At 71.7% G+C, this 14,718-nt stretch carries 14 protein-coding genes; 10 read left to right on the forward strand and 4 right to left on the reverse strand.

Annotation, left to right across the window (positions count from 1 at the left end):
• Nucleotides 1-32: 32 nt before the first annotated feature.
• Complete coding sequence (locus tag ACLE50_RS01550) at nucleotides 33-1,193, reverse strand: NAD-dependent formate dehydrogenase (protein WP_410941516.1); 1,161 nt, start codon at nucleotides 1,191-1,193, stop codon at nucleotides 33-35.
• A gap of 314 nt (nucleotides 1,194-1,507) precedes the next feature.
• Between ACLE50_RS01550 and ACLE50_RS01555 the strand changes: the two genes are divergently transcribed.
• The 8 genes from ACLE50_RS01555 (at nucleotide 1,508) to ACLE50_RS01590 (ending at nucleotide 10,019) form a co-directional block, all read left to right on the forward strand.
• The gene (locus ACLE50_RS01555; RefSeq protein WP_410941517.1) at nucleotides 1,508-1,924 is read left to right on the forward strand and encodes a hypothetical protein; all 417 of its coding nucleotides are present in this window, start codon (nucleotides 1,508-1,510) and stop codon (nucleotides 1,922-1,924) included.
• Between the two features lie 319 nt (nucleotides 1,925-2,243).
• Nucleotides 2,244-3,488 (forward strand): LuxR C-terminal-related transcriptional regulator, encoded by a 1,245-nt coding sequence (locus ACLE50_RS01560; protein WP_410941518.1) that lies wholly within the window; start codon nucleotides 2,244-2,246, stop codon nucleotides 3,486-3,488.
• Between the two features lie 197 nt (nucleotides 3,489-3,685).
• Nucleotides 3,686-5,230, forward strand: a complete 1,545-nt coding sequence (locus ACLE50_RS01565) for an acyl-CoA synthetase (RefSeq protein ID WP_410941519.1) — start codon at nucleotides 3,686-3,688, stop codon at nucleotides 5,228-5,230.
• Nucleotides 5,231-5,421: 191 nt separating this feature from the next.
• On the forward strand, nucleotides 5,422-5,829 hold the full coding sequence (locus ACLE50_RS01570) for an SCP2 sterol-binding domain-containing protein (protein ID WP_410941520.1): 408 nt from the start codon (nucleotides 5,422-5,424) through the stop codon (nucleotides 5,827-5,829).
• 37 nt (nucleotides 5,830-5,866) lie between these two features.
• Complete coding sequence (locus ACLE50_RS01575) at nucleotides 5,867-6,922, forward strand: alcohol dehydrogenase catalytic domain-containing protein (RefSeq protein ID WP_410941521.1); 1,056 nt, start codon at nucleotides 5,867-5,869, stop codon at nucleotides 6,920-6,922.
• The gene (locus ACLE50_RS01580) at nucleotides 6,919-8,442 is read left to right on the forward strand and encodes an aldehyde dehydrogenase family protein (RefSeq protein ID WP_410941522.1); all 1,524 of its coding nucleotides are present in this window, start codon (nucleotides 6,919-6,921) and stop codon (nucleotides 8,440-8,442) included. The genes ACLE50_RS01575 and ACLE50_RS01580 overlap by 4 nt, the downstream gene beginning before the upstream one ends.
• 27 nt (nucleotides 8,443-8,469) lie before the next feature.
• The gene (locus ACLE50_RS01585) at nucleotides 8,470-9,813 is read left to right on the forward strand and encodes a cytochrome P450 (RefSeq protein ID WP_410941523.1); all 1,344 of its coding nucleotides are present in this window, start codon (nucleotides 8,470-8,472) and stop codon (nucleotides 9,811-9,813) included.
• Between the two features lie 5 nt (nucleotides 9,814-9,818).
• Nucleotides 9,819-10,019 carry a ferredoxin gene (locus ACLE50_RS01590; RefSeq protein ID WP_410941524.1) on the forward strand — a complete coding sequence of 67 codons (201 nt, stop codon included), beginning with the start codon at nucleotides 9,819-9,821 and terminating at the stop codon, nucleotides 10,017-10,019.
• Nucleotides 10,020-10,074: 55 nt separating this feature from the next.
• Here the strand turns inward: ACLE50_RS01590 and ACLE50_RS01595 are convergent, their stop codons facing one another.
• Nucleotides 10,075-10,716, reverse strand: a complete 642-nt coding sequence (locus ACLE50_RS01595; RefSeq protein ID WP_410941525.1) for a TetR/AcrR family transcriptional regulator — start codon at nucleotides 10,714-10,716, stop codon at nucleotides 10,075-10,077.
• Nucleotides 10,717-10,816: 100 nt separating this feature from the next.
• Between ACLE50_RS01595 and ACLE50_RS01600 the strand changes: the two genes are divergently transcribed.
• Together ACLE50_RS01600 and ACLE50_RS01605 are read left to right on the forward strand one after the other, a co-directional pair.
• Nucleotides 10,817-11,638: an SDR family oxidoreductase gene (locus ACLE50_RS01600; protein ID WP_410941526.1), complete on the forward strand. Its 822-nt coding sequence runs from the start codon at nucleotides 10,817-10,819 to the stop codon at nucleotides 11,636-11,638.
• Between the two features lie 56 nt (nucleotides 11,639-11,694).
• Complete coding sequence (locus ACLE50_RS01605) at nucleotides 11,695-12,423, forward strand: DUF1345 domain-containing protein (protein ID WP_410941527.1); 729 nt, start codon at nucleotides 11,695-11,697, stop codon at nucleotides 12,421-12,423.
• Nucleotides 12,424-12,441: 18 nt separating this feature from the next.
• Here the strand turns inward: ACLE50_RS01605 and ACLE50_RS01610 are convergent, their stop codons facing one another.
• A complete protein-coding gene (locus ACLE50_RS01610) occupies nucleotides 12,442-13,863 on the reverse strand; it encodes an amidase (RefSeq protein ID WP_410941528.1) in 1,422 nt (473 codons plus the stop codon).
• Nucleotides 13,864-13,876: 13 nt separating this feature from the next.
• A complete protein-coding gene (locus tag ACLE50_RS01615; RefSeq protein ID WP_410942235.1) occupies nucleotides 13,877-14,707 on the reverse strand; it encodes an aldo/keto reductase in 831 nt (276 codons plus the stop codon).
• Between the last annotated feature and the right edge of the window lie 11 nt (nucleotides 14,708-14,718).

The following is a 14,718-nucleotide window of genomic DNA, read 5'->3' on the forward strand; positions in this document are numbered from 1 at the left end:
CTCCGGTGGGCGGTCCGAGGAGGTGCGGTCGCTCAGCTCTTCGCGCTGTAGGACTTCGCACCGGTGCCGGCGAGCTTGCCGCCGTCGACGATCAGGTACTCGTCCCGGATCGGGCGCCCGGCGAAGAAATCCTCCAGGATCTCCCGGGTGCCGGCTGCGTAGCGGGACTGCGCCGAGAGCGTGGTGCCGGAGATGTGCGGGGTCATGCCGTTGTGCGGCATGGTCCGCCACGGGTGGTCCTCCGGTGCGGGCTGCGGGTACCAGACGTCACCGGCGTAGCCGGCGAGCTGCCCGCTCTCCACCGCCCGCACGATCGCGTCCCGGTCGACGATCAGGCCGCGGGCCGTGTTGATCAGGTACGAGCCGCGCCGCATGGTGGCGAGCAGCTCGTCGTCGAACAGGTTGCGGGTCTCCGGGTGCAGCGGAGCGTTGATCGTCACGATGTCGCAGTGCGGCACCATGTCCTGCGCGCTCTCGTGGAACGTCAGGTTCAGCTCCTTCTCCACCTCCTCCGGCAGGCGGTGCCGGTCGGTGTAGTGCAGCCGGCAGTCGAACGGCGCCATCCGGCGCAGCACGGCCAGACCGATCCGGCCCGCGGCGACGGTGCCGACGTCCATGCCCTCGACGTCGTAGGAGTGCGCCGCGCAGTCGGCGATGTTCCAGCCGCCCTCACGCGCCCAGTCGTGGGACGGCAGGTAGTTGCGCACCAGCGACAGGATCATCATCACCACGTGCTCGGCGACGCTGACCGAGTTGCTGAACGTCTCCTCGGCGACGGTGATGCCGCGCTCGATCGCCGCGTCGATGTCGACGTGGTCGGAGCCGATGCCCGCGGTCAGCGCCAGCTTCAGGTTCGGCGCCTTCTCGATCCGCTCCCGGGTCAGGTAGGCGGGCCAGAACGGCTGGGAGATGACGACGTCGGCCTCGGGCAGGTAGCGGTCGAACTCGGAGTTCTCCCCCTCCTTGTCCGAGGTGACGATCAGCTTGTGCCCCTGGCTCTCCAGGAAGGTGCGCAGACCGAGTTCGCCGGAGACGCTGCCGAGCAGCTCACCCGGCTTGAAGTCGATCGCCTCCGGGGTCGGCAGCTTCTGCCCGTCGGGGTAGGCGTTGAGAGTCGGCAGGCTGTCACGGGCGTACGCCGGCGGGTACCCGTCGACGGGGTCCGGGTACAGGACGCACAGGACGGTGGCCATTTGCTCCTCCTCGAGCGATGGGGCTTCGGTCCGCATCTACGGTTCTATTGATCCGATCGATCCGCAATTGAGGGCACGCACAGGTTTGCGATGGCGCGATCGGAGTGGGCGATGGGCGCGACCACCTCGACTGCGGGCGACGTACACAGGTATGCCTCACCTCACTTTCTCGCGCAAGGGTGTGGGCTGCAACACTCGACGATCGCGCGATCGCCCCCGGCGATCCCGGCTGCTCCGCGACGCGTGCCGGTAGGGCTCCCGGCGGCGCGCCTCTACCGTCCGCGCGCCCGGGTTCGCTCGATCGGAGGACACGCATGACGCAGCCGGACGCCGACGAGCAGGTGGTCGCGAAGTACGTGGCCTACGCCTGCTGGACGTGGGTGGTCACGATGGTTCTCACCGTCGCGGCCTCCCTGCTGCTGGTGATCGTGAGTGCCGGAGAGCTCGGCGTGGGTGCGCTGCTGGTCAACGGCGCCCAGTCCGCGCTCGTGCTCGCAGCGGCAACGGCGCTGCGCCGCCGCAGGGAGAGCTGGGGGCGGGTCCTGCTCGTTCTGATGGCCTGGCTGGCGGTCCCGACGGCCGTTTTCGCGTTCGCGACCGGGAACTGGGTCGGCGTGCTGCTCAACCTGGCCGCCGCCTCCACGGTCGGCGTGCTGATGGACCGCCGCGTCAAGGAGGCATGCAAGCGGGCGTCGGCGCCGTCGTCCGCCCCGCCGTGGGGGCAGTCCTGAGCCGGCCCTCCCGCCCGCCGATACCCCGGAACGCGGTCAGCCCTGACGACGGTTTCGATCACTCCGAACCCCGGATCGTGGTGGCGGTGAGCGACCCTCCGTGCCGCCGATCGACCCCTTACCAGCGCGTACGGGTGTCGTGCGGTGACCGGTCTTGCCTCCGTGGTGACGCGCGTCGCACCATTAACGGTCATTGTTGACTGGAAAAGTGGGTAGGGATGCGCCGCTGGACCGCATCCGGGACGGGGTTCGTTCGTTGTTCCCGTCACATCCGGCGGACAGAGTCGTCCGCGCCGGACCCCCTCGAGGAGGAGGCGGAATGGGCGAGATCACGAGTCGCGTGGCCTACATGAAGCGCTGCGACACCGGTGACCGGTGGCCGGGCCGGGGGCGCAGGATGTCCCGCCAGCAGGTCGGCCGGGTCGTCGACGTGCTGCTGGCCGGCCGGCGTCTGCTGGACGACGCCCGCCTCCCGCATCCCGAGCACGTCACCGACCAGGCCTCGGCGCGTGCCGTCCTCAAGGTCGTCTGGGACGAGGCGGTGCGCGTCCTCGGCTCCGGCGAGGCCCCGACCGGCGAGCTCGTCGAGCTGATCCGCCAGGTCAAGGACCTCGATGAGGAGCTCCTGTCCGACTGCCTCGCGCAGTCCGACCGCAGCCTGCAGCGCGTCCGTGCGGCGCTCTCGGCGCTCGGCGAGGCAGGCTCCAGCACCGCCCTGCTCGACACCGCGGCCCAGACCGCGTGCAGCCTCGGCTTCGACCGCTCGATCGTCTCCCGCGTCGCCGACTCGCTGTGGATCCCCGAGCGGGTGCACGTGGAGAACGACGCAGCGTGGGCGGGGGAGATCCTCGACCTCGGCCGGACCCACCCCCAGACCCTCGACGGGCGCCTCGTCGAGACCGAGATGGTGCGGCGCCGGACCTCGCTGCTCATCGACCAGGTCCAGGAGCGCCCCGGCGTCAACAAGCCCATCGCCGACGCGTCGATGTCACGCAGCTACTGCGCCGCCCCGATCGTCGCGCACGGCGTCGTCATCGGGTTCGTGCACGCGGACTGCTACTACCAGCAGCGCAACGTCGACGCACTGGACCGTCAGGTCCTCACGATGTTCGCCCAGGGGCTCGGTCAGGCGCTGACCCGCACCATGGTGCTCGACGAGATGGAGCTGATCCGGGCCGACGTCGACCGGCTCTCCCGCCGTCTCGCCGACGCCCGCCAGGGCGACCTCGGCGACGGCTTCTGGGGCCGCGAGCTCGGCGCCGCCGGCGCCGGCGAGGCCACCGCGCCCTCGCTGCCCGCGCGGACCGGGACCGTCGACCACTTCCTGCGCAGCGCGCCGGTCGACCCGTCGCTCACCCGTCGCGAGGTCGACGTCCTGCGGCTCATGGCCGCCGGCGAGACCAACGCCCGCATCGCCACCCGCCTGGTGATCTCCGAGGGCACGGTGAAGTCGCACGTCAAGCACATCCTGCGCAAGCTCGGCGCCGCCAACCGCGCCGAGGCCGTCTCGCACTGGCTGCGCGGCCAGGAGCGTGCGGCGACCGGCCCGGTCGCCCACCACTGAGACCCGGGCCCGCGGCGGACCGGCACTTCCTCCGGCCGGACCCCGCGGGCCCGCACTCCTCGGTAACCGGGTCCGGCGCACCGCGCCCGCGGCCTGACCCGGAGGGGAGAGGGAACCACCTCGTACGAGCGATGCCCGGCAGGGTGGGTGCGGACACGATCGTCGGTGTCCGACGACTCTCGAAGGGGAGAGCAGCCGTGTTCCCTGGCACCCATGCGCGCACCCGGCCCGACCACCCGGCCGTGATCCAGCCCGAGACCGGGCGCACGACCACCTACGCCGAGCTCGACGACCGGTCGCGCCGGATCGCGCACGTGCTGCGCGACGCGGGCCTGCGCCGTGGTGACCACATCGCGTTCGTCTCGGACAACACCCCCGAGGTCTTCGAGGTCTACTGGGCCGCGCTGCGGTCCGGGCTCTACGTCACCGGTGTCAACCACCACCTGAGCCCGGACGAGGCCGCCTACGTCGTCGACGACTGCGGCGCGCGCGTCCTGTTCGCCTCGGCCGCGAAGGCCGAGCTCGCCGAGGCGCTGGTGGAGCGCACCCCGAAGGTCGAGCGGCGGCTGGCGTTCGGCGGGGCGATCCCCGGCTACGACGACCTCGCCGAGGCCACCGCGGCCGTCTCCGACGAACCGCTGCTCGAGCAGCCCCGCGGCGCGGACATGCTCTACTCCTCCGGCACCACCGGCCGCCCCAAGGGGATCAAGCCCGCACTGCCGGAGATCGCCGTCGACGAGCCGGGCGACCTCTACACCGCGGTGTTCGGGAAGATGTACGGCTTCGACACCGACACCGTCTACTACTCGCCTGCGCCGGTGTACCACGCGGCGCCGCTGCGCTTCGGCGGCATCGTGCACGCCCTCGGCGGCACCGTGGTCATGGCCGCGCGCTTCGACGCCGAGGCCTCGCTCTCCCACGTCCAGCAGTACCGGGTCACCCACTCCCAGTGGGTGCCGACGATGTTCGTCCGGATGCTCAAGCTGCCCGACGAGGTGCGGCTGGCCTACGACGTGTCCACCATCCGCGTCGCGGTGCACGCGGCCGCCCCGTGCCCGGTCGACGTCAAGCAGAAGATGATCGACTGGTGGGGCCCGGTGCTCTACGAGTACTACTCCTCGACCGAGGGCAACGGCGTCACCTTCATCGATCCGCAGTCCTGGGCGGAGAAGCCCGGCTCGGTCGGCAGGGCCGGTCTCGGCGTCATCCGGATCTGCGACGACGAGGGCCACGAGCTGCCCACCGGCGAGATCGGCACCGTCTACTTCGAGCGCGAGACCCCGCCGTTCGAGTACCACAACGACCCGGAGAAGACCCGGGAGTCGCGCCATCCGGAGCACGAGAACTGGTCGACCACCGGCGACGTCGGCTACGTCGACGCCGACGGCTTCCTGTACCTCACCGACCGCAAGGCATTCATGATCATCTCCGGCGGGGTGAACATCTATCCGCAGGAGGTCGAGGACGTCCTCACCCTGCACCCGAAGGTCTACGACGTGGCCGTTATCGGCGTCCCGGACCCGGAGATGGGAGAGCAGGTCAAGGCCGTCGTCCAGACCCCGGACGGCGTCGAGGGCACACCCGCGCTCGAGACCGAGCTGCTGGAGTTCGTGCGCGAGCGGATCGCGCACTACAAGGCCCCGCGCAGCGTCGACTTCCTCGGCGTCCTGCCGCGCAGCGCCACCGGCAAGCTCGTCAAGGGCGAGCTGCGCAGGCGCTACACCGCCCCCGCCGGGGTCTGACCCGGCCGCTTCCCGGCGATGCCCCGGACGGGGCATCCGTAGGGGAGACGAACCCACCCCCCGGGAGCGATGCCCGCCACGTCCCCCGGCGGACAGCATCACCCCGAGCACCCACCCCGAGCACCCACTCCGGCACCTGCAATCACCCCAGCAGCTGCACCACCGGCACCTTTCAACGAGGAGAGATCCAGATGGCCTTCTTCGCCGACAGCACCGAGGTCGACAAGTACATCGGCGGCGTGTTCCGCGCGGCCAACGACCACCCGGAGTCCGGCCCGAAGATGCGCGCCGCGGGCCTGAACCTGCGGGTGCTCTACACCGACCCCGACACCGAGATGTGGGTCAAGATGCACGAGCCGGCCATGGACGTGCACACCGGCGCCGACGACGACAAGGCCGACATCACGCTGATGATGCGCGCCGACACCGGCGACAAGTTCTGGCGCGGTGAGTACAACCTCGCCGTCGGTCTCGCCAAGGGCGAGGTCAAGGCCAAGGGCCCGGTCAACAAGATCCTCAAGCTCGTCCCGCTGACCAAGCCGCTGTTCCCGATGTACCGCGAGCTGGTGTCCGAGAAGGACGCCTCCGCGTCGGCCTGAGCCCGAGCCGGATCCCAGCGAGAGAGAGGCGCCGACGATGGCGACGATGAAGGCGGTCGTGCTCCGCAAGCCCTACGAGGTCGAGGTCATGGAGGTCCCCAAGCCGGAGATCACCGACCCGGGCTCGGTCCTCATGCGGGTCGACCTCACCGCGATCTGCGGAACCGACCTGCACCCCTTCGAGGGGCGCGTGGCGATCGAGGACGACGTGATCCTCGGCCACGAGTTCATCGGCACGATCGAGGCCGTCGGGTCCGCGGTCAGTCTCGTGTCCGAGGGCGACCGCGCGGTCGCGTCCTGCGTGGTGAGCTGCGGGCACTGCTACAACTGCCGCCGCAACCGGCCGGGCCAGTGCATGGGCACGATGATCTTCGGTCTGGGCGTGACCTTCGGCGGCCTCTCCGGCGGCCAGGCCGAGTACGTCATCGTCCCGAACGCGGACCGGACGCTGCGCAGGCTGCCGGAGGAGGGCCAGGGCAACGACGAGGACAAGCTCTTCGTCGGCGACATCATGGCCACCGGCTACGAGGCCGTCCGCAAGTTCATCCAGCCCGGTGACACCGTCGCCGTCGTGGGTGCCGGCCCGGTCGGCCTCTGCGCCGCGATGGCCGCAGGCGTCCTCGGCGCCTCGCAGACCATCGTCGTCGACAAGGTGGCGGCCCGGCTCAAGGAGGCGGAGTCGATCGGGGCGATCCCGGTCGACGCCGACGAGACCGACCCGGCCGACGCCGTGCAGGACCTCACCGACTGGCGCGGGGCCGACGTCGTGATCGACGCCGTCGGGCACCCGTCGGCGCTGCTCTCGGCCTGCTCGCTGGTCCGCTCCGGCGGCGCGATCTCCATCCCCGGCGTCTACACCGAGGACTCGATCGACCTGCCCTTCGGCGACCTGTACCTCAAGGGCGTCACGATCGGCCAGGGCGTCGCCAACATCACCAACTTCATGGACGAGACCCTCGCCCTGATCGCCGCGGGCAAGCTCGATCCGAGCCGGTTCGTCTCGCACCGCATGCCGATGAGCGAGGCGACGGAGGCCTACCGGATGTTCCACGACCACGAGGCCACCAAGATCGTTCTGGACCCGGCCCGATGACCGCCGGGACGACCGTCCGCCACTTCCCGATGCGGATCGGTGGCCGCGACGTCGACAGCGACACCCACCTCGAGATCACCGACCCGCAGAACGGCGAGCTCGTCGCCACCGCGGCCTCCGGCGGCGCATCGGCGATCGACGCCGCCGTGGACGCCGGACGGGCCGCCTTCGACGACGGCGGCTGGTCGCGCGCCACGCCCGCGCACCGCGCGTCGGTGCTGCGCGCCATCGCCGACCGCCTCGGCGAGCGGCTCGACGAGTTCGTCGAGCTGGAGATCATGGCCAACGGCGCCACCGTGCGCCAGGCCACCGGCTTCCACGTCGGCTACTGCGCCCCGCACCTGGAGTACTTCGCCGGCCTGGCGGAGCGCTACGAGTTCGAGACGCCGATGCCGCGGGCCACGTTCCCGGTGCTCGGCCAGTCGACGCTCCGCAAGGAGCCGATCGGCGTGGTCGGCGCGATCGCACCGTGGAACTTCCCGCTGCTGCTCAGCCTGTGGAAGTTCGCCCCGGCCCTGGCCGTCGGCAACTCGGTGGTGCTCAAGCCGGACGAGAAGACGCCGCTCACCGCGCTGGAGTTCGCCCGGGTCGCCGAGGAGTGCGGGCTGCCGCCGGGCGTGTTCAACGTCGTCCCGGGCCCCGGCCCGGACGCAGGCGCCCGCCTCGCCTCGCACCCCGGTGTCGGCAAGGTCGGGTTCACCGGGTCCACCGACGTCGGCCGCGAGATCATGCGGCTCGCGTCGGGCTCGGTGAAGCCGGTGACCCTGGAGCTGGGCGGCAAGTCCCCGGCCCTGGTCCTCGACGACGCCGACGTCGAGCTCGCCGTCGACGGCGTGCTCTACGGCTGCATGCTCTACTCCGGCCAGGTCTGCGAGTCCATGACCCGGCTGCTGCTGCCCGACTCGCTGCACGACGAGTTCGTCGACCGCCTGGTCGAGCGGGCCTTGACGATCCAGCTCGGGGACACCCGGGACTGGGAGACCGACATGGGCCCGGTCGTGTCGGCGCAGCAGAAGGAACGCATCCTCGGCTACATCGCCGCAGGCAAGGACGAGGGCGCGACCGTCGCCCTGGGCGGCGGCGAGGCCCACGTCGAGGGGCACGAGAACGGCCACTGGATCCAGCCCACGATCTTCACCGGCGTCGGCAACGACATGCGGATCGCCCGCGAGGAGATCTTCGGCCCGGTCCTGTCGGTGATCCGGTACGGCTCCGAGGCGGAGGGCGTCGCCCTGGCCAACGACACCGAGTACGGCCTCGCGTCGTCGGTGTGGAGCCGGGACAACTCCCGCGCCCTGGACGTCGCCGAGAAGATCCAGGCCGGCTCGGTGTGGATCAACGACGCACACCAGATCAACTGCGAGGTGCCGTTCGGCGGCTACAAGCAGTCCGGCCTCGGCCGGGAGCTGGGACCGCGGGCGCTGGACCCCTACGTCGAGGAGAAGAACGTCCACCTCGACCTGTCCGGCAGCCGGGACGCCCGGCCCTACGACGTGCTGCTCAGCCACGCCGACGACTGACTCGGCCGCGCCCCACTGGAGGGACCGATGACCACCACCTTCGACGCCACCGACTTCGAGTCGGAGATGTACGACCCGGACGCCGTGCACATGATCCCCGCGACCGGGGACCGGAAGCCGGAGCACTACCCGGTCGACATCTCGACCAAGGCGTTCTGGAACCAGACCTCCGAGCAGCGCGAGGAGACGTTCCGGGTGCTCCGGGAGGAGCAGCCCGTCTCCTGGCAGCGCCCGGTCGACGACGCCGTCACCCCGGACCCGGACGACCCGGGCTACTGGGCCGTCGTCAAGCACGCCGACATCGTGAAGGTCTCCCGCGACAACGAGACCTTCGTGTCCGGGCAGGGTGTGCTGTTCGACCTGCTCCCGCCGATCTTCCTCGAGCTCACCCAGTCCTTCCTGGCGATGGACAACCCGAAGCACGACCGGCTGCGCAAGCTGGTGGCCTCGGCGTTCACGCCGAAGCAGGTCAAGAGCATCGAGGACAAGGTCGAGCTGGCGGCGAAGGAGATCGTCGACGGGTTCGCCTCCGACCCGTCCGGCGAGATCGACTTCGTGGCCCGCTGCGCCAAGGTCCTCCCCACCCGGATCTTCTGCGACATCATGGGGATCCCGGAGCACCTGCGCGAGGACACCGAGCGCAACGCCGGTGACGTCGTCGCCTGGGCCGACGACGAGGTCCTCGCCGGCCGGGCGGCCGACGAGGTGCAGGTCCAGGCCGCCACCAACCTGCACGACATCGCCGCCGAGCTCATCGAGCTGAAGAAGAACGAGCCGGGCGACGACCTGGTCACCGCGCTGATCAACGCCGAGGTCGACGGCCGGCACCTCGACGAGTTCGAGATCGGCTCGTTCTTCGTGCTCATGGCCGTGGCCGGCACCGACACCACCCGGCACACCTCGGCGTTCACCGTCCGTGCCTTCACCCACTTCCCGGAGCAGAAGAAGTGGCTGATGGAGGACTACGACGGGCGGATCAACAACGCCATCGAGGAGTTCATCCGCTATGCCTGCCCGGTCATGACGTTCCGCCGCACGGCGGTCGCCGAGACCGAGCTCGGCGGGCACACGGTGATCCCCGGCGACAAGGTCGTGCTGTTCTACCCGTCCGGCTGCATGGACGCCGACGTGTTCGAGAACCCGGAGCAGTTCGACCTGTCCCGGCCCAACGCCAAGGAGCACGTCGGGTTCGGCGGCGGCGGCGTCCACTTCTGCCTGGGCAACCAGCTGGCGAAGTCGATGCTGCGGGCGCTGTTCCGCGAGCTGCTGTTCCGCATCCCCGAGTTCGAGGTCGGGGAGCCGGAGCTGCTGGGCACGAACTTCATGCGCGGCGTGAAGCGCATGCCGTTCCGATTCACCCCGGAGAAGTGATCACCATGGGTCTGCGCATCGAGCTCGACGAGAGCAAGTGCAGCGGGCTCGGCCTGTGCGAGGCCGAGGCGCCGGAGCTGTTCGAGGTCAACGACGACGGCTCGCTGAGCGTGCTCGACGCGACCCCGTCGGGGGACCGGCGCGCCGAGTGCGAGGCGGCCGTCGCGGCCTGCCCCACCGAGGCACTCCGCCTGGTCGAGTCCTGAGCTCCGGCCACCCCTCGGCCGCGGCTCGCCCGCCGGGTGTCCCGCTCCGCTCTCCTCAGCGGACCGGGAGATCCAGCATCCGGCGGGCGAGCCGCTTCCAGGAGGCCAGGTGCGGATCACCGGCCGGGTCGCGCGGGTTCAGCGCGTAGGTCATCGCGACCCCGCGCATGCTGGTGAACAGCAGCTCGCGGCACTCGTCGAAGTCGGGGTGGCTGGAGTGGACCGGGCCGAACATCGTCGCGACGACGTGCGCGAGCGCGGTCCCCAGCCTCCGCTCCTCGGGCAGCAGCCGCGCCCGGACGTCGTCGTGGGTGCGGGCCGCGGTCCACAGCTCCATCGACGCCCAGAAGTAGGGCTGCTGGAAGGTGTCCCACAACAGCTCGACGGCCAGGTCCACCCGTTCCGGGCCGGTGGTGCGGCCGTAGCCGGACTCGGCGACCCACTGCTCCATCTCGGCCACCTGCTCGACGGCCAGGTGCTGCGCCGCGGCGACGAGCAGGTGCTCCCGGGAGGGGAAGTGGTGCAGCAGACGGCCGCGCGAGACACCGGCGCGGCGCTGCACCGTCACCGTCGTGGCCTGGGCGTACCCGTTCTCGTGCAGCTCGTGCAGGGCCGCGTCGAGGATCAGCGCCCGGCTGCTCGCCGTCCGCTCCGTCTGGGTGCGCCGGGCGCGGGGATCGCCGGAAGCCGCCGTCATGCCGACACCCTAGACGCGGTGGCCGTCACACCTTTCCGGTCAGCCCGCTGACAGTCAGCGCTGACTGTTAAAGTCCGAAGCACTCGACGAGGAGGCACGAATGACCGATCTGCAGGGCCGCACCATCGTGATGTCGGGAGGCAGCCGCGGTATCGGGCTGGCCATCCTGCTGGCCGCCGCGAAGCGCGGGGCCAACGCGGTGATCCTGGCCAAGACCGACCAGCCGGACCCGCGCCTGCCCGGCACCGTGCACACCGCGGTGGCCGAGGTCGAGGAGGCCGGTGGCAAGGCCGTGGCCGTCGTCGGCGACGTCCGGGTCGAGGAGGACGTCGAGCGCGCCGTGCAGGCCGGTGTGGACACCTTCGGCGGCGTCGACGTCGTCGTCAACAACGCGTCCGCGCTGAACACCGGCGGCACCGAGGAGGTGTCGGCGAAGCGGTTCGACCTCATGCAGTCGATCAACTCCCGCGGCACCTACCTGCTCACCCGGGCCGCGCTGCCGTACCTGAAGAAGTCGCCGGACGCGCAGATCCTGACGCTGTCGCCCCCGATCAACCTCGACCCGCGCTGGCTGGGCGAGTTCCCGCCGTACATGATCTCCAAGTACGGCATGTCGCTGCTGACGCTGGGCTGGGCGCACGAGTTCGCCGACGCCGGCGTCCGGGCGAACTGCCTGTGGCCGCGCACCACGATCGCCACCGCCGCCGTGGTCAACCTGCTCGGCGGCGACGAGGCCGGGAACCGGGCGCGCAGCCCGGAGATCATGGCCGACGCCGCCGTCGCGATCCTCACCGACGACGCCCGGCCCAGCGGGCAGACCTACATCGACGACGAGGTTCTCGCCGCGCACGGCGTCACCGACCTCTCGCCCTACGGCGGCGCCGAGAACCCCGACCTGGACTTCTTCGTCGAGCGGGTCTGAGCCGGGCGGGGCGGGTCTGGGCCGACGGCCCGGAGGGCGTCGGCCAGACTGTGCGCATGAGCGCGCCCGAACACACCGCAGACACCGCTGCCGCCACCTGGTCCGGCCGGGCCTGGCTCCCGGAGCGGTGGCGGCTGGCGGTGTCGGCCGGTGCGGGCGTGGTCGCGTTCGTGTTCTGGCACCTGTTCGCCGAGCGCCCGGACGGCAGCACGGCCCGGGTCGCCGACGTCGTGATCGTCGTGCTGGTCGTGTACCTGCTGACCTACCTGGTCGTCACCTCGGTGACCTTCGCCAAGGCCCCGGCCGCGGCCATCCGGGACTGGGCGGACCGGCCGCGCCGCGGCACGTTCCTGCAGCGCTACCTGCTCGGCACCGCACCCGGCCCGGGTGTGTCGATCTTCGTGAGCACGGTGTCGCTGATCGTCGCGATCGGCTGGCTGCCGCAGGCGGGCAACCACGGCACGGTGCTGCCGCCGTGGGCGCGGATCACCCTGGGCGTGCTGATGGTGATCGCGGCCTGGTGGGTCGTGGTCGTGTCGTTCACCGTCGCCTACCAGGCCGACGACGTCGTCGACGACCGGAAGGGCCTGCAGTTCGCCGGTCCGCAGGAGCCCACCTGGAGCGACTACATCTACTTCGGCGTCGGCGTGCAGGCCACGTTCGGCGCCACCGACGTCACCGCCGCGACGCCGGAGATCCGGCGCACCGTGACCCTGCACGGGGTGCTGGCGTTCGTGTTCAACACCGTCACGCTCGGTGCAGTCGTCGGCGTGCTCGTTCCCTGAGCAGGGGCATTCCGGGGTTCAGGCGTCCTGGATGCGCGGCCACGGCCGGTCGGCCTCGATCGCGTAGCCGAGCTCCAGCAGCGTCCGCTCGTCGCCCGCGGCCGCGGACAGGTGCACCCCGACCGGCAGCCCGCCCGCGGTGAGCCCGGCGGGCAGCGAGATCGCCGGGGTCCCCGCGACGTTGTTCAGCGGGGTGAAGGCGACGTAGTCGAGCAGCCGGTCACGCAGCTCGGGGAACGGCACCGCCGGGCTCAGGTGCCCCAGCTCCGGGGTGACGTGCGAGAGCACCGGCGAGAGCAGCACGTCGTGCGTGGTGAACTGCGCGGCGTAGGTCAGCCGCGCGCGGCGCAGCCTGCGCAGCACCGCAGGGGTCCGCGGCGCGGCCCGGCGGTAGTGCTCGGCGAGGCCGTGGGTGAGCGGGTCGAGACGGCCGGCGTCGAACGACGGGCCGTGCAGCAGCGTGCCCCCGGTCACCACCGAGAACGCGAGCAGCCCCCAGTAGTCGAGGAAGTCGTCGACGAACCGCGCCCCGATCACCGACGTGGCCGGGGTGACCTCGTGACCCTGCTTCTCCAGCAGCGACGCGACCTCGGTGACCACGGCCCGGGTCTCGGCGTCGATCTGGGCGCCGGTCGGGGACTCGGTGAGCAGGCCGATCCGCAGCCGTCGCGGGGCGGGTCCCTCGACCAGCCCGACCGGCGGCAGCGTCGCGGTGCGCCGCGCCCGGTCGGCGGCGGCCAGGAACGTCGCGCTGTCGCGCACCGACCGGCTCACGACGCCGTCGACGACCAGGTCGACCGGCATCCGGCGGCCCAGCGCGTTCGGCGCCGTCCGGCCGCGGGTCGGCTTGAGCCCGACCAGCCCGCAGGCCGCGGACGGGATGCGGATCGAGCCGCCGCCGTCGTTGGCGTGCGCGATCGGCAGCGCACCCGCCGCGACCAGCGCGGCCGCCCCGCCCGACGACGCCCCGGCCGACCGGCCGGTGTCCCACGGGTTGCGGGTCGGCTCGGCCGTCGCGAACTCGGTGCTGGCGTTGAGCCCGTACTCGGGCATCCGGGACGACCCGACGAGGTCCAGCCCGGTCGCGAGCAGCTGCCCGGTGACCGCGGAGTGCGCCTTCGCCGGGCGCGGGAAGTGCGCGGCGCTGCCGTGCGTGGCAGGCCAGCCGCGGACCTCGACGTTGTCCTTGACCAGCGCGGGAACCCCGGCGAGCGGTCCGTCACCGGAGCCGTGGACGGGGTCGTCGAACCGGTCGAGGACCAGCCCGCGCAGCACCGGGTCGACGGCCGCGGAACGGGCCGCGGCCGCCGCACGCAGCTCGGCGGGGGAGACCTCACCGCGGCGCAGCCGCTCGGCCAGGGCGACGGCGTCGTCGTCGCCGAGTGCGTCGTCGGTGAAGGCGTGCACCCGGCGGGTCATCTGCTCCCGTCCCCCTGTCATGCGGTTGCCCCTGTCATGCGGCGAGATCCTCGGCGACCGGGCCGATCCGGCCGGCACCGCCCCGGACGTGCAGGGCGTCGACGGCGGCCAGCTCGTCGTCGTCCAGGTGCACCGACGCGGCGGCGCGATTCTCCGCGATCCGCACCGGGTCGTCGGACTTGGGGATCACGACGCGGCCCTGCTGCAGGTGCCAGGCCAGCACCACCTGCGCCGGGGTGGCGTCGTGTGCGGCGGCGATCGCGGCGAGCACCGGCTCGTCGAGCACCGCGCCCCGGCCCAGCGGGCTCCAGGCCTCGGTGACGATGCCGTGCCGCTCGTGCAGCGCCCGCAGCTCGTGCTGCTGCAGGTGCGGGTGCAGCTCGACCTGGTTCACCGCGGGCGCAGGCCCGCCCAGGGACAGCAGCCGGTGCAGGTGCGAGGGGCGGAAGTTGGAGACGCCGACGGCGCGGGCCCGGCCGTCGCCGAGCAGCTCGCCCATCGCCTCCCAGGTGCCCAGGCAGTGCTCGAACGCGTCGTTGGGCCAGTGCACGAGCAGCAGGTCGACGTGGTCGAGACCGAGCCGGTCGAGACCGCGGGCGGCGGCGTCGAGGGCCCGGGTGCGGCCGTGCCCGACGTTCCACACCTTGGTGGTCACGAACAGCTCGTCACGCGGGATGCCGGACCCGGCCAGCGCGGCGCCGACGGCGGCCTCGTTCTCGTAGACCGCGGCCGTGTCGATGCTGCGGTAGCCCAGCTCCAGCGCATGCCCGACGGCGGCGTGGGCGTCGCGGGACTCCGAGACGCCGAACCCGAGCCGGGGCATGGCGGCGCCGGTGGGCAGCGTGACGGTCGCGTCGGGGGCCATGCGGTCCTTCC

Origin of the sequence: Pseudonocardia phyllosphaerae (assembly GCF_046546475.1) — a bacterium.
Classification (GTDB): Bacteria; Actinomycetota; Actinomycetes; order Mycobacteriales; family Pseudonocardiaceae; genus Pseudonocardia; species Pseudonocardia phyllosphaerae.